The sequence below is a fragment of the Mycobacterium aquaticum genome (assembly GCF_002086485.1).
Taxonomy (GTDB): Bacteria; Actinomycetota; Actinomycetes; order Mycobacteriales; family Mycobacteriaceae; genus Mycobacterium; species Mycobacterium aquaticum.
The window spans coordinates 32,958-56,853 of the sequence record NZ_MVHF01000002.1 but is presented as its reverse complement, the minus strand read 5'-3'; the positions used below and the strand labels follow the sequence as shown (position 1 = coordinate 56,853).

Here is a 23,896-nt window from a genome sequence, read left to right as displayed (position 1 = left end):
CATGAGGTGCCGCGGCGATCGGATCAGGCATCCAGGCGGATGAACTCGTCCTGTCGGTATTGCTCTGCACAAGCGGCGCGCCTGATCTTGCCGCTCGTCGTCGTCGGGATCGATCCGGGCGGGACGAGCACGAGGTCCCCGACATTGATCCCGTGGGTATTGGAGATCGCAGAGGTCACGTCACTCTTGACCGCGGTGAGCCACTGCCCCGCCTCGACCGGCGACTCCCCTCGCTTCTTCACCTCGATGACGGTGACGAGCTTCTCGGTGCTGTTCACCGGAACCGATATCGCCGCGACCCGGCCACCGGTGATCTGCTGGACCGTTGCCTCGATGTCCTCGGGATAGTGGTTGCGTCCGCGGATGATGAGCAGATCCTTGATGCGGCCGACGATGAACAGCTCACCACCCGAGACGAAGCCCAGATCACCGGTCTTCAGCCAGGGCCCGGCAGGCGTGCCCGGCGACGGGTCGACGAGCGTGGCGCCGAAGCACTGTTGCTCCTCGGGTGACCGGTTCCAGTAGCCGCTCGCGACGTTGTCGCCGTGCACCCAGATCTCGCCGACCACGTCCTGCGCGCATTCCCGGTGCGTCTCAACATCGACGATGCGCAGCACCGGTGACTGCGGCAGCTGGTATCTGACGAGCGCCGAGCTGGTTCCGGCCGCACGACCGCTGCGCAATTCCTCGGGCGTGCAGCGCCGCACGCGGCCCGCCGACAGTTCGTCGACGTCGAACGCGGCGACCTCCGACGCCTCGCTCCAGACCCCGCTCGTCACGTATACGGTCGCCTCCGCCAGCCCGTACGAAGGCCGCAGCATGTGATCGCGAAAATTGAAGTGCGCGAAGCGATCTGAAAAACGTTCCAAGGTGGCCGGCTCGACTCGCTCCGCCCCGTTGATGATGCCCTGCACCCCGCCGAGGTCGAGTCCGGAGAGGTCGGCGTCCTTGGTTTTGCGGGCGGCCAGATCGAACGCGAAGTTGGGCGCGGCGGAAAAGGCGCCGGGATTCTCGGCGAGTGCCCGAACCCATCGCGACGGCTTCTCCAAGAACGCGACCGGGCTCGTCAGCACCGCGCGATAACCACCGAGGATCGGTGCGCAGACACCCAGCACCAGACCCATGTCGTGGTAGAAGGGCAACCACGACACGATCGTCCGTTCGGTTGCGGTCTTGGCGCTCGCGTCCGAGAACAGGCCGCGCATCAACTGTTCGAAATTCGCCTGAAGGTTGCGGTGGGAGATCATCACCCCGGTCGGCAGCCGAGTCGACCCGGAGCTGTACTGCAGGTAGGCCGTGCTGGGGAACTCGGCCGTCTCGATGCTCGGTTCGCTGTCGACATCCAGGTTCAGCGCATCGACCGCGACGATCTTCGGCGCGGTCTCCATGACCGACTGATCGACGTAATCGCCGACGTCCTGCGCGACGGCGGACGTCGTCAGAACCACCGCCGGGTGTGTATCGGCGACAACCGCACTCACCCGGTCATGGCTGGAGCCGCGATGCGGCAACGGCAACGGAACCGCGATGAGACCCGCCTGCATGGCTCCCAAGAAGGCCAGGATGTACTCCAGGCCCTGGGGAGCAAGGATCACCGCCCGATCGCCGACCTCGCCGTGGAGCCGGATCTCGCGTGCCACATTCACGGTCCGACGGGACAACTGCGACCACGTCAGGCTGTGCGTGACACCTGCCGGGTCGCGGTCGTACTCGGTGAACGTGAAGGCCACATCGTCGGGACGCAGGCTGGCACGCCCATGCAGCATCGAGAGAATGGATGATTGGGTCGACATCACATCACGTCCATAACTAGTCGAATCCGTCGGTTCGGTATCGCCGTCAACCTGCGCTCTTGGGGTTCAACACGGACATCGCGCCGTTGACAATCTCCGACATCGGGTCAGCGCCGCCACCGAACGTGGCCTCGTTGGCCGGCGCGGTGACTTTCGCAGGGTCGAAGCCGTGCACCGGGTCCACCGTGACCGGAGCGGTCGCCGGATCGTCGTTGCGCGAATAGCCCGCATCCACCAGCGGCTGCAAAACCCGGTCCAGCTGGTTGAGAGTGTTCTGGTCATACCCCAGGTACTTGAAGGGCAACACCAAGGGCAGGTGTTCCTCGGGGACCAGATACGTCGTCGTCGTCGCGCCCTTGGAGTTGACCGTCGTCCGGATGTTCTGCGGCGGAACATTGCTGGGGTTGGTGAATGCGATGGCAGTGTGCCCGGTCGCGAGCCCGGCGATCGCATTGATGACGCTCATCCAGTTGTCGGGCCGGTCCGGCCAGTCGGCGATGCTGTCGTAGGCCGAGATGAACTGGTCGGTGTGATACTGACTCTCCACCGGAGCCGGTATGCGGTAATCCATGAACGGCACGACGCTGCCGACGGGGAAGTTCTGGGTCAGGAAGCTCTCCCCGAACGGATGCTTGGCGATCGGGTCGCCGAACGTCGCAAAGGTCAACTGATCCGGTGGCGGAGCGGTCGGATCGTTGGCCAGCCGCGCCTTCACGGCGTTGAGCACGAGCGCGCCCTCGGACAGCCCCATAGCTGTTCCTTTGCCTTGGCGAACCGCGGCGTCGAGGTTTCCCTCCCCCTCGTCGACCGATTCACCGATGCTGGGGCCGTCGAGCCCAAGGCCGGGATAGATCTTCTCGCCGATCGGGCCGATGCCAGGGAAGAGACGTTCCAGGGTGTGGCCCTGCACCTGTCCTGCCGGGTAATCGACCTTGACGCGCCTCATCCCCGGAAACCACTGCTCGCCCGTCATGCGGATGTACTCGTCATAAGGAATACCGAGGACGTGCGCCCCGCCCAACGCGTATGCGGTTCCGGGATCTGGATTGCCCGGGACGGACGGTCTGGGCACCGGCGCATCGTCGGCCCGTGCACTGCCGACGATTCCGAAAGATCCCGTGACGCTGGTCGTCACCAGCAGTGCAAGTCCAGCAAGGAGCTTCTTCATCTCCACTCCTATCGCCCCGCTCCGGTTCGTAGTTTCACACACATGATGTCCGCATGCCGGTTCTGACACTGCTGAGAATTTGCTGCTCACGTTCTCAGCAATCACGTCCGCAGAGTCTTTTTGCTCCTCACGTCCGCAGCCCCAACTTGCGGGCCACCACCCGCGACGGCCAGAAATTCGCCCGCCCCACCAACGTCGCAATGGCGGGCACCGTGATGGTGCGCACCACGAAGGTGTCCAGCAGGATTCCCACACCGATCACGAAGCCCCCTTGAACCACTATGCCGATGCTGGAGAACAGCAAACCTGCCATCGAGGCCGCGAAGATGAGGCCGGCCGCGGTGATCACGCCGCCCGTCGAACTCAACGTGCGAATGACGCCGTACCGCACGCTGTGCAGCGACTCGTCACGCAGTCGCGACACCAGCAGCATGTTGTAGTCGGCGCCCACCGCGACCAGCACCACGAACGCCAGTGGCGGCACACTCCAATGCAGTGGCTGGTGTAGCAGGTATTGGAAGAACAGCACGCTGATGCCCATCGCCGCGAAGTACGAAACCACCACGGACCCGACGAGGTAGAGCGGCGCCACGACCGACCGCAACAGCAACATCAGCGTCACCAGTACGACGATGAGCGTCGCGATGATGATGTAACGGATGTCCTGCTGGTAGTAGTCGCGGGTGTCGCGCAGCGCGGCGGGGAACCCGCCCATCGATATCGTCGCGTCGGCCAGCGCGGTGTTGGGCTGGGCGCCCCGAGCGATGTCCTGGATCTGGTTGACCTGGTCCATCGCTTCAGAGCTGAACGGGTTGAGCTTGGTTTGCACCAGGTACCGCGCCGAGCGACCGTCCGGCGACACGTACGCCGCAGAAGCCTTCTTGAAGTCCGGCAGGCCCAGCACTTCGGCCGGGATGTTGAACCCGGCCTGTGACGGGTCGGCGGCATTCGTCCGCATCGTCATCAGGAATGCCGAGGCCTGATTGAGTCCGTCAGCGATCACCTTGACCTGTTTGACGAGCTCGTCCACCCCGCCCGCCACTTCGCGACTACCGCCGGCCAGCCGGTCGGCCCCTTGCTGCAGCTGGCGCATGCCGGCCTGCGGACCACCGGGCTTGTCCAGACCCAGGGTCTTGACCGCTTTGGAGACATTCACCAGGGCCGCGTTGAGCTTGTTCACCGTCGCGGTGAGGGTCTGCTTGTCGTCGACACCCTGGAGTTGGTGCGCGAGATCGTTGATCTGGTCGAGATTGCCGTCGCCTCGCGAGTCGCTCAGTTTCTGGAACTGGGCGCGGGTTTCGCTGCACGACGGATTGGCATCGCAGACTGCGTTACCGTTCAGCGCCTGCAGCACCGGGTCGATCCAGCCGAAGATGTTCTTTACGGCCGAGAGGTTGTACCCCATGGAGTTGGACAGCGCGTTGATGCTCTGCACCAGCTTGGCCGCGGTTTCGACATCCTTGACCAGCTTGTCGCCGCCATATTCGGCGCGCACCGACGACATGGTGTCGACCAGGCTCTGAATGCTCGGTGCCACCTGCGTGATCTGGGCGCGCACGTCGGCGAGGCTGTCCGCCAGGGTCTTGGCCCCGTTGTTCAGTCGGCTGAGGTCGCCGCTGCGCTGGTCGATTTGGTCGGATCCGTTTGCCAGCCGATCACCGACGAGGCCTGCCTGGTACGTGGCACGGAACTCCGGTGGCACGTCGCCGAGCGGCCTGGTGATGCCGCTGACCATGCCGACGTCGGGCAACTGGGCGACGCGCGACGCCATCTGCTCCAGATCCGCCAGGGCCCGTGGGGTCCGCAGATCGTGCGGTGACTGGACGAGGATGTACTCGGGAATCGACTGGGCAATGGGGAAATGGCGTTCGACCGCGGCGTACCCGATGGAACTCGACGCCGACGCCGACACCACCTTGCGGTCGTCGTAGTTGTATCGCGCGAAGATCGCGCAACCGGCCAGCAGGGCCAGAATCAGCAGGCTCGCGGCAAGGTGCGCCACCGGCCTGCGCACGATCCGGATACCGGAACGCCGCCAGAACCGGGCCGTCAGCTCGCGCCGCGGCTTCACCCAACCGCGGGGGCCGGCGAGCACCAGGATCGCAGGCAACAACGTCAGCCCCGCGAGGAACGCGACACCGATACCGATGGCCGACGCCACGCCGACCGTCCTGAACACGCCCATCTTGGAGAAACTCAACAGAAGGAACGTCAGGCCCACCGTCGTGGCGGATGCGGCGATCACCTTCCCGATCGAGATCATCGCCTTGTTGACCGCCTCGTCGGAATCCGAGCCCGAGCGCAGATAGTCGTGATAGCGGCTGATCAGAAAGACGGCGTAGTCCGTTCCGGCGCCGGCCATGATCGCGCTAAGGAAGACGATGGACTGGTTGGACACGCCCGAACCCGTGAGCTGGGAGTAGCCCGCGACCAGCGATTGGGCGATCACCAGCGACGATCCGATGGTCACCAAGGGCAGCAGCATGGTGACCGCGCTGCGGTACACGACCAGCAGCACCGCGAGGACCAGGACGGCGATCGCAATCTCGATCGGCAGGCGGTCCTTTTGGCCTGCGACGGTGAGATCGGCCGCGGTGGCCGCAGGGCCCGTGACGTGGATCTGTGCGGTACTGCCCGCGGTGCTGCGAGCGACGATCTCGGAGACCCGTTTGTACGAGTCGAATGCCCGCGGCGTGCCCAGCTCACCGGCGAGACCCACCGGCAACACCCAGGTCGTCTTGTCCTCGCTGGTCATGAACTTCCGCAGCTGCGGGGTGGCGATGAAGTCCTGCACGCTGACAACGTCGGCCTGGTCGTCGCGCAACGCGTCGACCAGCTTGCGGTAGGTCGCCTCGTCGGCGGGTCCGAGTCCTTTCTCGTTGATGAGCGCCACCAACATCAGGTCGTCGTTGCCCGGTTCGTGAAAGGCCTCGGTCATCTTTTGCGCAGTCACGCTCGACGGTGCATCAGTAGGCAGGATGGCCAGCGGATGCTTCTCCGCCATGGCGCTCAGCGACGGGAAGGCCAGCGGCAGGGCGACCAGCAGCGCGACCCACACCCCGATCACCGCCCACGGCCACCGCACCACAAGGTCGGCTATCCGTCGCATGTTGCCCTCACCTTCACCCCGAAGTCGGAGCACTGCGGAAAATCAATGGCCCCTCCATCCCTCGCGTCCGCACCGCCATCCCTGCTCCTCGCGTCCGCACCGTTTGCGCTGCGCTACGCGACGCGGCCCCAGTGCCCGCTGTCAGCAACCCGCCCCGCGACCGACTTCATCGCTTCCATGTAGCGGGTCACCGATTTCTTCGCGACCGCATTGTCGGGGTGCATGATCGCCATGACCGTGCCTTCCCCGTACCGGAATATGTAGATCGTCAATTGGTAGGAAAACCTATTGTCGGGATACATCCCGATATTGTTCGCAAGCCCCAAGTCGCCGGCCGCGAGGATCGCGTTGAGCGGCGCCGCACCGCCGTGCAAGAAGTTCGAGACCGGAAAGTTCGGGCGTGGCCAGTTCAACCACGGGGCCAACTCCAAAACGCGGTAATACGGAACTCGGGCCATGTCAAGACCCGAGTCGAAAGAAGCCTGCGCTGCCCATGCGGCCTCGCTGAAAGACGTCGCCGCCACCGGCACGGTGATCGGAATCAGACCCGTGAACCAGCCCTGGGTCATGAAATTGTCGCCGGCGGTGCGGGAATCTCTCGGAGTGAGCCCGTAATAGGTGAGCGCACCCGTGAATTCGTGCTCCACCAGAGCCAGACAGGCAAACAAGCCGCCGACGAAGCGCGCACCGGCTCCCGCGCAGGCCGAGTCGAAGCGTTCCGTCTGAGCCAGGCTCATCAGGATCTCGGAACTCCAGGCGCTGCTCAACGACTCGTCCGGGTTTCCCAGCGGCAGCGGAAATTCGGGGAAGCCGTCGCGGTTGTTCGCGGCGAAGTCGATCCAGGCGCGCACCCCGGGGGAATCCACGGTCAACGCCGAGGTGTACTCGCCCTCGCGGACACAGAAATCGTCGAAGCTACCGGCGTCGGGAAGAGCGAGAGCCTGGCCGCTCCCGCTCATCGCCGAATACATGCCGTTGGCTTCCATCATCGTGGTGCCGATCAACGTCGCGTCCCCGTGAACGTGATCCATGGCGGCGAAGAACGTGAAGTGAGTTTCGTTCTGGACTATCCCGAAAGTGAAGCAACCCCATTCCAACGGATTGGGGATGTCCACAACGTGGGCACGTATTTCATCGGCCGTCATGTGGCCCTGCTCGACGGGCACGAATTCAATGTCAGCCGGGTCGTCGAGGGCCCGCCGGATGAAGTCACCGGCATCGGTCCGCTCGAACCAACTCCGGAATGTGTCGTGCCGCCGTAGGTAGGTATTGACCGCGTGATCCATGGCCGCGATATCGCATTGGCCGGCCACCTCACAGCTGGCGATGATCTGCCGGGAGAAGTTCAAACCCGCCGCCGTGCGGTCGTGATAGTTACGAAGGTGTTGGCGCTGCATGTAGCTAACCGGAACCGAACTCACGGGCGCCTGTTTGGCTTTTTCCTGAGCCGCTGCGGTGGGGTGCCACGAGGTGACCGAGCCCGAACTCAACGACCATTCATCAAGTGCGCCAACAGTTATCTTCCCGATGCGCAAAAGCTCGTCCCCTCTCAGGACTTCTTGCCAAGCCGGTTACGGGGCCTGCATGCCCGTCGCGGCAACAACATACCCTCGGTTCTACCGGAGGCGTCTGGCACAGGTTCCTGTCAGGACAGCGAACCAAGCACGCCAAAGGTACGCACGCATATAGTGTGCGTCGAGTTGATCTTCAGGCGCTATGGGGAAGCGCGCGGAGTGTCATTCTGACCGCCGATGCAAGGAGGACAACGGCATGGAATCCGTCGAGCGTCCGATCGAACAGCACTCCCGTTTCGCCGTTGTTGGCTACGCAGCGCGCTTCCCGGGGGCACCCGATGCCGAGGCATTCTGGGACGTGTTGCGCGAGGGCCGTGACGCAGTGTCGGAAGTGCCCAAGGACCGCTGGGACGCCGACGAGTTCTTCGATCCGGACCCGAGTACGCCCGGCAAGGTGGTGACCCGGCGGGCCGGTTTCGTCGACGACGTCACCGGGTTCGACGCGCCGTTCTTCGGCATGTCGACGCGCGAAGTCAGATTGATGGACCCCCAGCATCGGTTGCTGCTCGAGACGGCGTGGCGCGCGATCGAACACGCGGGCATCGCACCGACATCTCTTGCCGAAAGCAACACCGGTGTGTTCGTCGGTTTGGCGACGCACGACTACCTGGGCATGGCGTCCGATGAGCTGACGTACCCCGAGATCGAGGCCTACATGGCCATCGGCACGTCCAACGCCGCCGCCGCCGGACGAATCAGCTACCGGTTGGGGCTGCAGGGTCCCTCGGTCGCCGTCGACACGGCGTGCAGCTCGTCGTTGGTGGCGATCCATCAGGCCTGCCAGTCGCTGCGTCTGGGCGAGTGCGACCTGGCACTGGCCGGTGGCGCGAACGTCCTGCTCACCCCAGCCACGATGATCACCTTCTCCAGCGCGCACATGCTCGCGCCGGACGGCCGGTGCAAGACGTTCGACGCCGCGGCCGACGGCTACGTGCGCGGCGAGGGCTGCGGCGTCATCGTCATCAAACGCCTCGAAGACGCGATCCGCGACGGTGACCACATTCGGGCCGTGATCCGCGGCAGTGCCATCAACCAGGACGGCGCGTCGGGCGGGCTGACGGTGCCCAACGGTGTCGCTCAACAGCGCGTCATCTCCGACGCGCTGAAGCGGGCGAACCTCGAACCCCGCGATGTCGGATACCTGGAAGCCCACGGCACCGGCACATCGCTGGGGGACCCGATCGAAGCCCAGGCCGCCGGTGCCGTGCTGGGTGCCGGGCGCGAGCCCGACGCGCCGCTGCTGATCGGCTCGGCGAAGACGAACATCGGGCACCTGGAAGCCGCTGCGGGAATCGCAGGCGTCATCAAGGTCATCCTGTCGCTCGAGCACGCGACATTGCCCAAGCATCTGCACTTCGAGAACCCGTCGCCGCACATCCCGTGGGACCGGCTGGCAGTCGAGGTGGTCAAGGAGACCACGCCGTGGGAGCGCAACGGCAAGCCCCGCATCGCCGGGGTCAGCTCGTTCGGGTTCGCAGGCACCAACGCGCACGTCATCCTCGAAGAAGCGCCCGAGCAAGTCTGGCCGGTATCGGCCGAGGAGCCCGCGACCGGGCGGTTCAGCTTCCTTCCGCTCTCGGCGCGTACACCGGCCGCCTTGGTGCAGCTCGCCGACCAGTACCGCAGCTGGTGGAACGCTCACCCCGAGGCCACGCTGGCCGATGTCTGCTTCACCGCCGGAGTGGGGCGGGCGCACCTGGAACACCGCGCCGCGTTGGTGGTCAATTCGAAAGATGCTGCCATCGAGTTGCTCGGCGCGCTCGCCGACGACCGCCCGGCGCCGGGTTTGGTTCGCGGAGAATCGCACGAGGCGCCGAAGACGGCGTGGCTGTTCACCGGTCAGGGCAGCCAGTACCCTGGCATGGCCCGCGAATTGTTCGACACCGAGCCGGTTTTCGCCGAAACGCTGAGACGGTGCGCTGCCGCGGTCGCCGACGTTCTCGAAAAGCCGTTGCTGGACGTGATATTCGATATCGGGGCGAGCGCTGCGACGGGAGAAACCGCAGACGGCCCAGACGCCGAGGAGACGCTGCGGCAGACCTCCTACGCGCAGCCCGCCCTGTTCGCAGTCGAGATGGGGCTGGCCCGGCTGTGGCAGTCGTGGGGCTTCGAACCCGACGTGGTGCTGGGCCACAGCGTCGGGCAGTACTCGGCGGCCTGTGTCGCCGGGGTGTTCAGCCTTGAGGACGGCGCGAAGCTGATGGCCGAACGGGGTCGCCTGTTCGGTAGCCTGCCTACCGGTGGCCGGATGGTGGCGGTGTTCGCCGCGGCCGAGCGGGTCGAGAGCCTCACCGACGAATTCCCGACACTGTCGGTCGCCGCCTACAACGGCACCAACACTGTATTGTCCGGTCCTGCAGGGGATCTGGAGCAGGCCGTAGCCCGGTTGACCACCGACGGCATCCGGTGCGACTGGCTGGAAACCAGCCATGCCTTCCACTCGGCACTGCTCGACCCGATTCTCGACGAGTTCGAGGCGTATGCGAACCAGTTCACTTACAAGGCACCGCAACGCATTCTGATCGACAACCGCACCGGAGCCGCACTCGGTCGCAGCGTGAAGCTCGACGGCGCGTACTGGCGCAGGCACGCGCGCCAACCGGTCGAATTCGCCAAGAGTATGCGCACGCTGGCCGACATGAACTGCAAGGCGTTGCTCGAGATCGGCCCACGGCCCGTGCTCACCGCCACAGCGCTGGGAGCGTGGCCCGATCCGGCCACCGCACCGCGCGTGATCGCCTCCCTGCGGCGCAACACCGCCGACCACCGACAGATCACCGAAGCCGTCGCCGACGCATACGTTTTGGGTCACGTGCCCACGTTCGCTGCCTTCCGGCAGCCGGACGCGCGCAAGCGCGACCTGCCCACCTATCCGTTCGAACATCGCCAGTACTGGTATCGCGACAACCGGGATCAGCCCAACCAGCAGCAGCACGTCGCCGCACGCACCCAGGCCGTGCGGCTGCTTGAGGACGGCCGGATCGAGGAGCTCGCAGCCCTACTCGACGGCGCCGGCGGCGACCAGCAGACCCTCAGTGTCCTGACAAAGCTTGCCGCACAACACAATCAGCAACGCTCGACGCAGTCGATCGCCGACGACCGCTACGAGTTCCGCTGGGAGAAGGCGGTTACCCCGCTCGGCGCGGACGCCGGGCCGAGCTCCTGGATCCTGATCGGCGACGAATCCGACGCGGTCAAGCCCTTGGTCGATGCGCTCACCGCGCGGGGTCAGCAGCCCCGATTCCTCGGACTGCCGGCGTCCGATGCCGACGAGGCGCAGCTCGCGGATGCATTGCGTGCCGCGGTGACCGACGATTCGACGCTGCGCATCGTGCATGTCGCCGCGCTGGGCTCAAGCGGTGCCCCTTCGATGCGGTCACTGCTGCGGATGCAACACCAGGTGCTGGCCGGAACGCGGCGACTCTTCCGCGCCGCGGTCGGCGCTGACCTGAGGGCCCCGATCTGGCTGGTCACCCGCGGCGCACAGCGCGTCACCGATGCCGACACCGGGGCCCCCGAGCAGACTGCCCTGTGGGGCTTCGGTCGCGCGGCTGCACTCGAGCTGCCCCAGGTGTGGGGCGGGCTGGCCGACCTCTCCGCCGGCTCCCCCGACGAATGGTCAGGATTGCTCAGCCGCATCACGGCATCCGACGCGCCCATGCGGGAAGACCAGGTCGTACTGCGCGATCAAACCGTCTACGTTCCCCGGCTGGTCCGGCGCGATGAGCTACCCAGCGGCACCCCGCTCGAATTGCGGGACAATGCAACGTATCTGGTGACCGGCGGCCTCGGCTCCATCGGTCTGGAGATCGCCGGATACCTGGCCGCGCACGGCGCCAAGCATCTCGTGCTCACCAGTCGGCGCGAGCCCGGCGACGCCGCTGCGCAGCGCATCGACGGACTGCGCACCCAGCACGGCTGTGACGTCCGGGTGGTCACCGCCGACGTCGCCGACGCGCACGATGTCGCGCGGCTGCTGGCCGGTGTGCGCGCCGAGCTGCCGCCGCTGGCGGGCGTCGTGCACGCGGCCGGCGAGATCGGCACCACTCCGCTCAGCGACCTCGACGATGCCGAAGTGGACCGCGTCTTCGCCGGGAAGGTCTGGGGTGCCTGGCATTTGAGCGAGGCTGTGGCTGACGAGAAGCTCGACTTCTTCATCACCACCTCCTCGATCGCCGCGGTCTGGGGCGGATTCGGTCAGACCGCCTACAGCGCGGCCAACGCGTTCCTCGACGGACTGGCCTGGCGCCTGCGCGATCAGGGCGGCGTCAGCGTCAACTTCGGACCGTGGTCGGCGGGCATGGCCGACGCGGAGGCCCGCAAACGACTCGAACAGCGCGGGATCCGGACGCTCTCGCCCGCCGACGCTCTGGCAGGGCTGGCCGACGTGGTCGCATCCCGCTCCACGCAAGGCGTTGTGGCACGGGTCGATTGGGCCCGCTTCTTGCCGCTGTACCAGCAGGCCGGCCGCCGGGCTTTCCTGGCGGAGTTGGAGCGTGAGGTACCCACTCAGCTGTCCGCATCGCCTACCGGCACCGGCAAGACCCAGCTGGTCGAACGGCTGACAAACGCTCCGGTTCAGCAGCGCAAGAAGCTGCTCACCGACTACCTGCGTGACGCGGTGGCAGAGGTGACGCGCGTGGACTCCTCGGAGGTCCGCGAGGACGCCGGATTCTTCGATCTCGGTATGGATTCGCTGATGGCCGTCGAATTGCGGCGCCGCATGGAACAGGGCGTCGGCGCGGAGATTCCCATCACGCTGGTGATGGACTACCCCCGGATCTCCGACGTGGCCGACTACCTGCTCGGCGACGTGCTCGGGCTCGCCGAGCAAGCCAAGTCGGCGCCCAAACCGGCCTCGGTGACGACGAGCACCGACGAGCCGATCGCGATCGTCGCGGTGTCGTGCCGTTTCCCCGGCGCGCCCAACCCCGAGGCCTTCTGGGACCTGTTGTCCGGTGGTGTCGACGCAATCCGGGAGATCCCGGAAGACCGGTTCGACATCGACGAGTTCTACGACCCGGACCCGGAGACGGCGGGAAAGACCTACACGCGCTTCGGCGGATTCCTCGACGGCATCGACGGATTCGACCCTGAGTTCTTCGGTATCTCTCCGCGCGAGGCGGTCTGGATCGAGCCGCAGCAGCGGCTGATGCTGGAAACGGTCTGGGAAGGCCTTGAGCGGGCCGGGTATTCGCCTGCGGCGTTGCGCGGCAGCCGCACCGGCATCTTCGCGGGCGTGGCCGCCAACGAGTACGCCCATCTGCTGTCGTCGGAGTCGATCGACAAGATCGAGCCGTACTTCATCACCGGCAATGCGCTCAACGCCATCTCCGGTCGCGTTGCCTTCGCGCTCGGGTTCGAAGGCCCGGCCATGGCCGTCGACACCGCGTGCAGCTCGGCGCTTGTCGCGATCCATCAGGCCTGCCAGGCATTGCACTCCGGGGACTGCGATCTGGCGTTGGCCGGCGGTGTCAACGTCCTGCTCTCTCCGGTGACGGTCGTCGCCGCCTCCCGCGCGCGGATGCTGTCTCCCGTCGGGCGCTGCAAGACCTTCGACGCGTCGGCCGACGGCTACGTGCGCAGTGAGGGCTGCGGAATCCTGGTGCTCAAGCGGCTCAGCGACGCCCAGCGCGACGGAGACCGGATCTGTGCGGTCATCCCCAGCAGCGCGGTGAACCAGGACGGTGCGTCCAGCGGTTTGACGGTGCCCAATGGTGGTGCGCAGCAACGGCTGATCGGCACGGCGCTCGCACGCGCCGGGTGGACCGGCGGCGACGTCGACTACCTCGAGGCACACGGTACCGGCACCCCGCTGGGCGATCCGATCGAGGTACAGGCGGCTGCCGCCGCCTACGGCGCATCGCGGGACGCGGCCCGGCCGCTGCTGATGGGCTCGGTGAAGACCAACATCGGTCACACCGAATCGGCCTCGGGCGCAGCAGGTCTGATCAAGGTCGTGTTGTCGTTGCAGCACGAGACGTTGCCGCAAAGCCTGCACTTCGAGAACCCCTCGCCGCACATCCCCTGGGATGCGCTCTCGGTGCGGGTGGTGGACAAGGCGATTCCGTGGCAGGCCAACGGTCGGCCACGGCGCGCCGGGGTGAGTTCGTTCGGTTTCACCGGAACCAACGCGCACGTGCTGATCGAGGAGGCGCCGGCTCCCGCGGCTCCCGCGAGCGAGGAACCAACCGGCTCGGAAGCCCCTGAGCAGACAGTCAACGTCCTTGCGCTGTCCGCCCGGTCGCCGGAAGCCCTTGTGGCGCTGGCCCAGCGGTACGGATCGTGGTTTGAGGCGCACCCCGATGCCGATCTGGCCGACGTGTGCCTGACCGCGGGGACGGGTCGTTCGCACTTCGAGCACCGCGCCGCGCTGGTCGTGGAGTCGGTCGACGACGCCCGCATCGGCCTCGCGGACCTGGCGGAGAACCGCACGCGACCTGGTGTGGTCCGCGGCGAGCACACCAACCATCCGACGACGGCGTGGCTGTTCACCGGGCAGGGCAGTCAATACCCGGGAATGGCGCGCGAATTGTTCGACGCCGAGCCGGTTTTCGCCGAGACCGTGAAACGGTGCGCGGACGCGGTCGCCGACATCCTTCCGCACCCGCTGCTGGATGTCATGTTCGCGACCGATGCCGAGTCCGGAGAACGGTTGCGACACACGTCGTTTGCCCAGCCGGCGCTCTTCGCCGTCGAGATGGGCTTGGCGCGGCTGTGGCAATCGTGGGGCATTGAACCGGATGTGGTGCTGGGTCACAGCGTCGGTCAGTACGCCGCGGCATGTGTGGCGGGAGCGTTCAGCCTCGAAGACGGTGTGCGGCTGATCGCTCACCGCGGCAGGCTGTTCGGCAGCCTGCCCGCGGGGGGACGCATGGTGGCGGTGTTCACCGATCCCAAGCAGGTCGAGCAGGTCGCCGGCGAATTCCCGCGCGTGTCCGTCGGTGCCTACAACGGACCCAACACCGTGCTCTCGGGTCCCGGTGAGGATCTGCAACAAGCGGTCAACCGGTTCGAGGAAGACGGCATCCGCTGCACCTGGCTGGAAACCAGCCACGCCTTCCACTCGGAACTGCTGGACCCGGTGCTCGACGAATTCGAGTCGTTCGCCGCTCAGGTGCAGTTCTCCGCTCCGACGTTGCCGCTGGTGTGCAACCGCACCGGCGCCGTGCTCACGGCCCAGACCCCGCTCGACGCCCAGTACTGGCGGCGGCATTCGCGCCAGCCGGTGCAGTTCGCCGAGAGCGTCCGCACAGTTGCGGCGTTGGGCTGCTCGGTGTTGATGGAGATCGGTCCGCAGCCGGTGTTGACCGGGGCTGCGGTGCAGGTCTGGCCGGAGCATCTGGCCGCGCCGCGGGCGATCGTCTCACTGCGCAAGGGTGTCGCCGACCGCCGTCAGATCGCCGACGCGCTGGCCGCAGCCTACGTCGGAGGGCACCGGCCGGATTTCGCGGCGCTGTACTCGGCGCGCCCGAGGAACCCGCTCGAACTGCCCACCTACCCGTTCCAGCGCCGGCGCTTCTGGCCCAAGACTGCCGGGATCGCCATCGAAGGCGGGGGCGGCTCCGTGGGATCCGGAATCCTGGGCAGTGCAAAGGATCTCGCGTCCGGCGACTCGGTGTACACCAGCAGGATCTCGGTCAAGTCCCAGCCGTGGCTTGCCGACCACGTCATCTACGGCACGGTCGTGGTGCCCGGTGCGACGTATGCGGCGATGGCGCTGGCCGCGGTCGGCACGCCGGCGCACGCGAAGGACGTCTTCTTCTACGAGCCGATCATCCTGCCCGAGAAGAGTTCTCGCGAAGTGCAGTTGACGTTGCACCCGGCCGGCGGCGGCAGCGAGTGGAAGTTCCAGGTGCACAGCCGCCCGTTCGGCGTCAGTGATGCCGACTGGTCGCTGAACGCCGAAGGCACTGTGGTCAGCGGTGTTTCCGACAACGCCGACGAACCCGCGACCGAGGACGATCCGATCGATGAAGTGATCGAGCGCATGAACCGGCTGCGGCCACAGGAGCTGTTCGAGACCTTCGCCGACCTCGAGCTGGTCTGGGGACCGAACTGGTCAGGTTCGCTCAAGTCGCTGTGGCTCGGTGAAGGCGAGGCGATCGGCGACATCCTCGTCGGTGAAGAACTCGCCGAACAACTCGGTACCGAACCGATGCACCCGGTGCTGATGGACCTCTGCACGGGCGTCGCATTCCCTGCCTTCCCAGCGCTTCTCGCGGCCGAGCAGGGGGTGAACGACCTGTTCCTGCCGCTGCGGTACGGGCAGGTGACGCTGAAGGAGAAGATGCCGCGGCGGTTCTACTGCCGTGCGCGATGGCACGAGAGCGCCCTCGACAGCGAAACCCAGGTGTTCGACCTCGAGTACCTCGATCGGGATGGCCGTCACCTCGGCGGGATTCGCGAGTTCACCGTCAAGCGAGCACCTCGCGAGGCGCTGCTGCGAGGACTCGGCGGCGACGCCACGCGGCTGCTGTACACCCTCGGCTGGCACGAGGTACCGCTTGCGCCGGCTGACGATGAGACCCCCAAGCTCAGCGGCACCTGGCTGATCGCCGGATTCGACGAACTGGCCGCCAAGGTGCCGGGCTGCATCCCGTGGGACCGCAGCACCAATCCCGAACTCCTGGGGCAGGTGCTGGCACAGGCGCACGAACGCGGCATGGGGTTCTCCGGTGTCGTCTGGCGCAGCGGCGCCCCGAGCGCAGGCGAGTCGACCACCGAGGCGCAGGCGCGGCTCGAAACGGAAATCGCCCATCTGCTCAGTGCCGTGCACACCGTGCAGGGTGGCCAGATCAGGTTGCCCGGCGGCCTGTGGATCGTCACCGAGCGGGCCGTGGCCACCGAGTCCGGTGAGCCTGTCGACCCGGTTCAGGCGGCGCTGTGGGGATTCGGGCGCACCACCATCAACGAGGAACCGGCGCTGCACGCCAAGCTCGTCGATTCCGACGGTTCGGATGAGGCCGTGGTCGCACTGGCCAACTTGCTGTCCGGCCCCGTCGATGAGCCGGAACTGGCTGTGCGCCAAGGTAAGTTGCTGGCGTCGCGGTTGTTGCCGTGGGCACGCAGCGGGCATCTCACGGTGCCCCGCGGGGGCGACTACGTCCTCGCACCCACCGAACGCGGCGCGATCGACAACCTGCGGATCACCGAGAAAGAGGTACCGGCACCGGACGAGGGTTACGTGCAGGTCCGGGTCGAGGCCGCCGGCCTCAACTTCCGCGACGTGCTCAACGTCCTTGGCCTGTACCCGGGCGATCCCGGGCCGATCGGCGGTGACTTCGCCGGCGTCGTCACGCAATTGGGTGAGGGCGTCACCGGCGTCGAGGTGGGCCAACGCGTCTACGGTTCCATGCAGGGCGCCTTCTCCAACCGGTTCAACGTGCCGGCCCAGTTCCTCGCGCCGATCCCCGACGGGGTCAGTGCGGTGCAGGCCGCGACGATTCCCGCTGCGGCGCTGACGGTCCGGCTCGCGTTCGACTGGGCGCAGCTCAAGCCCGGTGACAAGGTGCTGATCCACGCGGCCAGCGGTGGCGTCGGGTTGGCGGCGATCCAGATGGCCCAGCAGTGCGGTGCCGAAGTGTTCGCCACCGCAAGCACCTTCAAGCGTGCGACGCTGCGCAAGCTGGGTGTGAAGTACGTCTATGACTCGCGCACAACCGATTTCGCCGACCAGATCTTGGCGGATACCGGCGGTGAGGGTGTCGACGTGGTGCTGAACTCGCTGACCAGCGAGGGATTCATCGAGGCGACGCTGAAGGCCACGGCCCAGGGCGGCCGTTTCGCCGAGATCGCCAAGCGCGACATCTGGTCGCATGAGCGGATGGCCGAGGCCCGTCCCGATATCGCCTACGAGATCGTCGCGCTGGACACGGTGATGTTCACCGAACCGGATCGCATCCGCGACCTGCTCACAGAGGTGTCGGAAGGACTGGCCAAACGCGAGTGGACACCGCTACCCGCCGAGGTCTATCCGCTGACCGAGGCTCGGGCCGCGCTCCGTCGCATGCAGCAGGCACGGCACATCGGCAAGATCGTGGTGCAGATACCGAATCCGCTGCAGCCGCGGCCGGATCGCAGCTACCTGATCACCGGTGGACTCGGCGCGATCGGTCTGCACACGGCGTCGTACCTGGCCCAGCTCGGTGCCGGCGACATCGTGTTGACCAGCAGGAGCGCTCCCGACGCGGACGCGCAGCGCGTCATCGATGAGATCACCGAGCGCTACAAGACCCGCATCCACATCTTCGCGGCCGATGTCGGCGACGAAGCCGAGGTGGCGGCGCTCTTGGAGAAGATCCGTGCGGAGCTGCCGCCGCTCGCCGGGGTGGCGCATCTGGCGGGTGTGCTCGACGATGCGCTGCTGGGGCAGCAGAGCGTGGAGCGATTCCGGACCACGTTGGCGCCCAAGGCCTTCGGTGCCGAGTACCTGGACAGGTTGACGAAGGACGACGATCTGGACTTCTTCATCGTGTCGTCCTCGGTGTCCAGCTTGTTCGGCTCCCCCGGTCAGTCCAACTACGCGACCGCCAACGCGCTGCTCGACGGCCTGGTCGCGCAGCGGCGGGCACAGGGCCTGCCGGCCACGGGTCTCAACTTCGGGCCGTGGGCCCAAGGTGGCATGGCCTCGTCGGAGGCGGCGACGGCGAATATCAGTGCCCAGGGCCTGATTCCGCTGGAACCGTCGGCGGCGCTGGCCGCACTCGCCGAGGTCGTCGCGAACGGCACCGGCCAGGCCGCCGTGATCAAGGCCAACTGGCAGCGGGCCGCCAAGGTGCTGGGCAGTCAGCGGCCACCGATCCTCGACCTGGTGTTGCCGAGTGCCGTCGGTGAGGTCGTCGGTGACAGCGAGGTTCTCAAGCAGCTGCTCGAGATCCCGGTGCCGCAGCGTGCCGGCTTCGTGACCGAGTTCCTGCAGAAGGAGGTGCAGAACTTCCTTCGTCTGGCACAGCCGCCCGCGGCAAGCAGCCGGTTCCTGGACCTCGGCACGGACTCACTCATGGCGATCGAGCTACGCAACCGGTTGCACAGTCAGTTCGGCGGCAGGTTCACCCTCAACGCGACGGCGGTGTTCGACTATCCGACCATCGGTGGGCTCGCCGAATACCTCGTGAGCCAGCTGCCCGATGCGGATGGCTCGGAATCGGCCGAGGCGCCGCCGGCGGAGGCGGCCGACTAAACCCCGCGAGCAGTCGCAGAATCGCACTTTTCGGCACGAGAATGGGCGATTCTGCGTCTGCTCGGCAAAGAAAGGTCAGGCCCAGCGGGCGGTCTCGGCCTCGGCGGGTAGCGCCGAGCGCAGCGGTACGTCGAGCCCGTCGTAGATCCCGGGCTTCTGGGTCGCCAGCCACGCGACGGCGCCCAGCAGGCGATTGGCGGCCGTGGTGTTGCCGCCGTCGGCGCGGGTGCCACCCGGCACGTCAGCGCGCACCACGATGGTCAGCTGGGGATCGCCGTCGATGATCACGCGATGATCGCCTGCGCCCTCGTCGGGCTGTGGCCAGTCCGGGGCGCAGGACGGGTCGATGCGGGTGACGTGCTCGACGACCACCCGCGGCACACCATCCGCCCATCCGATGACCTGGAGCCGGAACGCACCTTGGGTGCCCTTCTCGAACCGGCCCATGACGTTGTCGACGTCGGCATCGAGTGGGCGCCGTTCGAGCTCTTCGCTGATCTCGTCGATCTCCAGGCCCAAACCTCGGCCGATGAGTCGGACATTGCCGCCCCACACCATGGTGGGTATGGACGGCAGCAGCATCATCGGCGTCTCGTCCATCGAGCCGCCGAAGCCGCACAGCACGCGCACCGAGTACGGCTGGTCGTAGGTCGAGTAGTCGAAGATCTCCTGACAACGGATGGTCTTGATCCGCGTGCACAATCCGGCCGCGATCACCGCGAGGGCGTCGTTGCCCCAACCGGGGTCGACACCCGACACCAGCAGACCCGCGCCACCTTCCTCGGCGGCCGTACTCAGGCGGTCGACCCACTCCGGCGGCGCCGACCGCGGGTCGTACAACGAGTACAGCGACGGGGTCACCACATGTTTGCCAGCCCGCAGGCACCGCTCGATATCGGCGATCGCCTCCTCGGGCCGGATATCACCCGAGGCCATGTAGGCCACGGCGTCGCTGGCCTCCAGTGCCGCATCGACGTCGGTGGTGGCGGCGATCCCGGTCGGGGCGTCGAGCTTGGCGAAGCTCGCGGCGTCGCGACCAGCCTTGTCCGGCGTGGAGGTGATCACGGCCGACAGTTCCAGACCAGGAAATGCCACCGCCGATCGGATTGCCGTAGACCCCATGTTGCCTGTCCCCCACACTGCGATTCGCTGCATGCGATCACCGTAGACAGTCGTCTCGTGACGAGGTTCACATTCTGACGTAACAGCAGGTCAGGGCGTCAACAGGGGCCGAAGGTCAAGATCGATCAACCGTTGGGTTGGTTAGACGGGGGAAATTGCTCGCGAGGGCTTTGCGTTGAAGTTACCGAACGGTATAGTTGGGTGCAGTTACTGGTGGGTAACTTATCCCGAGTACCCAACCGCAGGTGGCATTCTCATCGAGGAGGAAATGTGAGCCACTACAAGAGCAATGTCCGTGACCAGGTTTTTAACCTGTTCGATGTCTTCGGTTTGGACAAGGCGCTCGGCACGGGCGACTACACCGATCTGGACGCCGATACCGCCCGCGAGATGCTCAGCGAGATGGCTCGCCTGGCCGAGGGACCCATCGCCGAATCGTTCGCCGACGGCGACCGCAACCCGCCGGTGTTCGATCCCAAGACCCACACCGTGGCGCTGCCCGAGTCGTTCAAGAAGTCTGTCCGCGCGGCCATCGACGGCGGCTGGGACAAGGTCGGCCTCTACGAAGAGCTCGGTGGCGTGCCCGCTCCCAAGGCGCTGCTGTGGGCTCTCAACGAGCACATCCTCGGCGCCAACCCGGCCGTGTGGATGTACGCCGGCGGTGCCGCCTTCGCGCAGATCTTCTACGACAACGCCACTGAAGAGCAGAAGAAGTGGGCCGTGCTGGCCTCCGAGCGCGGCTGGGGCGCCACCATGGTGCTCACCGAGCCCGATGCTGGTTCGGACGTCGGCGCCGGCCGCACCAAGGCCGTCAAGCAGGACGACGGCTCGTGGCACATCGACGGCGTGAAGCGGTTCATCACCTCCGCCGACTCCGATGACCTGTTCGAGAACATCTTCCACCTGGTGCTGGCCCGCCCTGAGGGCGCAGGCCCCGGCACCAAGGGCCTGTCGCTGTTCTTCGTACCGAAGTTCCTCTTCGACTTCGAGACCGGCGAGCTGGGCGAGCGCAACGGCGTCTACGTCACCAACGTCGAGCACAAGATGGGCCTCAAGGTTTCGGCCACCTGTGAGCTGACCTTCGGCCAGCACGACAAGCCTGCCAAGGGCTGGCTGGTCGGCGAGGTGCACAACGGCATCGCGCAGATGTTCGACGTCATCGAGCAGGCCCGCATGATGGTCGGTACCAAGGCCATCGCGACCCTGTCGACCGGTTACCTCAACGCCCTCGAATACGCCAAGGAGCGCGTGCAGGGCGCCGATCTGACCCAGATGATGGACAAGACCGCTCCGCGCGTCACCATCACCCACCACCCCGATGTGCGTCGTAGTCTGATGACCCAGAAGTCCTACGCCGAAGGTATGCGCGCGCTGTACTTGTACACCGCGACCTTCCAGGACAAGGACGTCGCCAAGGCGCTGCACGGCGTCGACGGCGAGCTGGCGCACAAGGTCAACGACCTGCTGCTGCCGGTGGTCAAGGGCTTCGGTTCCGAGCAGGCCTACGCCAAGCTGACCGAGAGCCTGCAGACCCTGGGCGGCTCCGGCTTCCTGCAGGACTACCCGATCGAGCAGTACATCCGTGACGCGAAGATCGACTCGCTGTACGAGGGCACCACGGCCATCCAGGCGCAGGACTTCTTCTTCCGCAAGATCGTCCGCGACAAGGGTCAGGCGCTGGCCTTCGTGGCCGGTGAGATCGAGCAGTTCATCAAGAACGAGTCGGGCAACGGCCGGCTGAAGACCGAACGCGCTCTGCTGGCCACCGCGCTGCAGGACGTGCAGGGCATGGCTGCCAGCCTGACCGGCTACCTGATGGCCGCGCAGGAGGATGCCAAGAGCATCTACAAGGTCGGCCTCGGCTCCGTCCGCTTCCTGCTGTCGGTCGGCGACCTGCTGCTGGGCTGGCTGCTGCTGCGCCAGGCCGCGGTGGCCATCGAGAAGCTCGACGCGGGTGTCGCCGGCGACGAGAAGGCGTACCTCGACGGCAAGATCGCCGCGGCGTCGTTCTTCGCCAAGAACATGCTGCCGCTGCTCACCAGCACCCGCCAGGTCGTCGAGACTCTCGACAACGACGTGATGGAGCTGGAAGAGGCTGCGTTCTAACAGATCGCACGCACAAGCAAATTCGCCCCCGGGGAAATTTCCCCGGGGGCGATCTTGCTCATGGCCCACTGTCGACTCGATTACCCAAACCACTTCCCGGTATGGAATCGACCAGTAGCGCAGTGTATGGGTGCTGCGGTCGGGTGAAAAGCTCGTTGCTTGAGCCCTGTTCGACGATTCGGCCGCGGTACATGACCGCGGCCCGTTCGGTCATGTAGCGGACGACAGCCAGGTCATGGCTGATCAGTAGCAGCGACAAGCCGCGCTCCTCCTGCAGCGTGCGCATCAGATTGAGAATCTGTGCCTGCACCGAAACATCCAGCGACGAGGTCGGTTCGTCGGCCACGAGAAGGTCGGGTCCGCAGGCCAGCGCCCGGGCGATGCCGACACGTTGGCATTGGCCACCGCTGAGTCGTGCTGTTCGCGATTGCAACGCCCGCGACGGCAACCCCACCTCATCGAGCAGACGCCGGGCCTGTTCGAGTGCACTGCGGCGTGAGCCCCGATTCCAGCGATGAAACGAGTCGGCAACGACTTCCTCAGCGGTGAGCTTGGGATTGAGCGATCCGTACGGGTCCTGAAAGACCATCTGCACCCTTCGCCGCATCGGATCGCGGGCGGGTCGCTTACCCCACTCTCGATCGCAGATCCGCATGGAACCCGAGTGGATGGCCACCAAACCCATGATGACCTTTGCCAATGTCGTTTTCCCACTGCCACTTTCACCGACGAGGCCGACCGACTCGCCCACTCCGATGCTCAAGGAAACACCGTGGAGAGTGAGTTCGTGCGGCCCGTATCCGGCGCTCACGTCGGACACTTCGACGAGTTGCTCAGGCATCGATACCCTCCTCGCGTAGGACGCAGCGAACATGATGTCCGGGTTCGACCTCGACGATGGCGGGCGGCTCGCCCGTGCATTGGTCGGTGCAAAACTGGCAGCGGTCGGCGAACCGACAACCCGGTGGCCAGGCGCCGACAGCCGGAGGGCGCCCCGGCAGCCCTCTCAACCGGAAGTCCGCAGCGTCGGCCATGGACGGGCGCGCCTGCATCAGCGCGGCGGTGTAGGGGTGGCGCGACCTGCCGAATAGTGACTCGGTGCAACCGGTTTCCATGGCTTGCCCGGCGTACATGACCAGAACGCTGTCGCATACATCGCTGACGACGCCGAGATCGTGAGTCACCAGTATCAGCGCCATACCCGTGGATTCGCACAGGCCGGTCAGCAGTTCCAACAGCCGACGCTGAACCGTCACGTCCAAGGCCGTGGTGGGCTCGTCGGCCACGAGCAGACGCGGCTCGCCTGCGATGCCCAGTGCGATCATGACGCGCTGCCGCATTCCTCCGGACAACTCGTGTGGGTACTTGGCGAGTACGCCTTTGGGGTCTGGCATTTGGACCGCGGCCATCAGCTCCTCGGCACGCTCGGGTGCGTCGTTCTTGGCGACGCCGAAGAGTCGCACAGTCTCGATCAGCTGTTGGCCCACCCGCATGACCGGGTTGAGTGAGTTCAGCGAGCTTTGCGGGATGAAACCGATCTCACGGCCACGGATCTGCCGCCATTTCCGGTCGTCGAGCGCCAGTAGGTCCTTGTCCCGGTAGCGAAGTTCGCCGGACGCCGTCATTCCCTTGCGCCGCAACGCGCCGAGAACCGCTCGGCACGTGATCGACTTCCCTGAACCCGTCTCACCGACGATGCCCAGTCGTTCCCCCTGTGCAACGGTGAAACTCACAGAGTCCACGATGGGCAGACCTCCTGCGCGGATCACTAGCTCACGGGCCGACAGCAGTACGTCGCTGCCCGCATCGATGGGAACGTTGGGCATTGAATTCTCCAGAGTG

At 66.2% G+C, this 23,896-nt stretch carries 9 protein-coding genes; 2 read left to right on the top strand and 7 right to left on the bottom strand.

The window, feature by feature from the left end; all coding sequences use genetic code 11:
* Nucleotides 1-23: 23 nt before the first annotated feature.
* The 4 genes from BST13_RS02125 to BST13_RS02110 form a co-directional block, all read right to left on the bottom strand.
* Nucleotides 24-1,793, bottom strand: a complete 1,770-nt coding sequence (locus BST13_RS02125) for an AMP-binding protein (protein ID WP_083160176.1) — start codon at nt 1,791-1,793, stop codon at nt 24-26.
* Between the two features lie 46 nt (nt 1,794-1,839).
* Nucleotides 1,840-2,961, bottom strand: coding sequence for an acyltransferase PE (pe, locus tag BST13_RS02120; RefSeq protein WP_083160174.1), 1,122 nt, complete (start codon nt 2,959-2,961; stop codon nt 1,840-1,842).
* A 127-nt stretch (nt 2,962-3,088) separates the two neighbouring features.
* On the bottom strand, nt 3,089-6,070 hold the full coding sequence (locus BST13_RS02115; RefSeq protein ID WP_083160719.1) for an MMPL/RND family transporter: 2,982 nt from the start codon (nt 6,068-6,070) through the stop codon (nt 3,089-3,091).
* A gap of 113 nt (nt 6,071-6,183) precedes the next feature.
* On the bottom strand, nt 6,184-7,605 hold the full coding sequence (locus BST13_RS02110) for a condensation domain-containing protein (RefSeq protein ID WP_083160172.1): 1,422 nt from the start codon (nt 7,603-7,605) through the stop codon (nt 6,184-6,186).
* Nucleotides 7,606-7,840: 235 nt separating this feature from the next.
* Between BST13_RS02110 and BST13_RS02105 the strand changes: the two genes are divergently transcribed.
* Entirely contained in the window at nt 7,841-18,826 is a 10,986-nt protein-coding gene (locus BST13_RS02105; protein ID WP_083160170.1) for a type I polyketide synthase, read from the top strand.
* A 75-nt stretch (nt 18,827-18,901) separates the two neighbouring features.
* Here BST13_RS02105 and BST13_RS02100 read toward each other — a convergent pair whose 3' ends face one another.
* Nucleotides 18,902-19,981 (bottom strand): NAD(P)H-dependent amine dehydrogenase family protein, encoded by a 1,080-nt coding sequence (locus BST13_RS02100; protein WP_083160168.1) that lies wholly within the window; start codon nt 19,979-19,981, stop codon nt 18,902-18,904.
* Between the two features lie 237 nt (nt 19,982-20,218).
* On the opposite strand from BST13_RS02100, the gene BST13_RS02095 reads away from it, so the two are divergent.
* The gene (locus tag BST13_RS02095) at nt 20,219-22,054 is read left to right on the top strand and encodes an acyl-CoA dehydrogenase (protein WP_083160166.1); all 1,836 of its coding nucleotides are present in this window, start codon (nt 20,219-20,221) and stop codon (nt 22,052-22,054) included.
* 58 nt (nt 22,055-22,112) lie between these two features.
* Here BST13_RS02095 and BST13_RS02090 read toward each other — a convergent pair whose 3' ends face one another.
* Both BST13_RS02090 and BST13_RS02085 read right to left on the bottom strand, forming a co-directional pair.
* Entirely contained in the window at nt 22,113-22,895 is a 783-nt protein-coding gene (locus tag BST13_RS02090; RefSeq protein ID WP_083160164.1) for an ABC transporter ATP-binding protein, read from the bottom strand.
* Nucleotides 22,888-23,880 (bottom strand): ABC transporter ATP-binding protein, encoded by a 993-nt coding sequence (locus BST13_RS02085; protein WP_158087090.1) that lies wholly within the window; start codon nt 23,878-23,880, stop codon nt 22,888-22,890. Before BST13_RS02085 ends, BST13_RS02090 begins: the two co-directional genes overlap by 8 nt.
* Nucleotides 23,881-23,896: the final 16 nt, after the last annotated feature.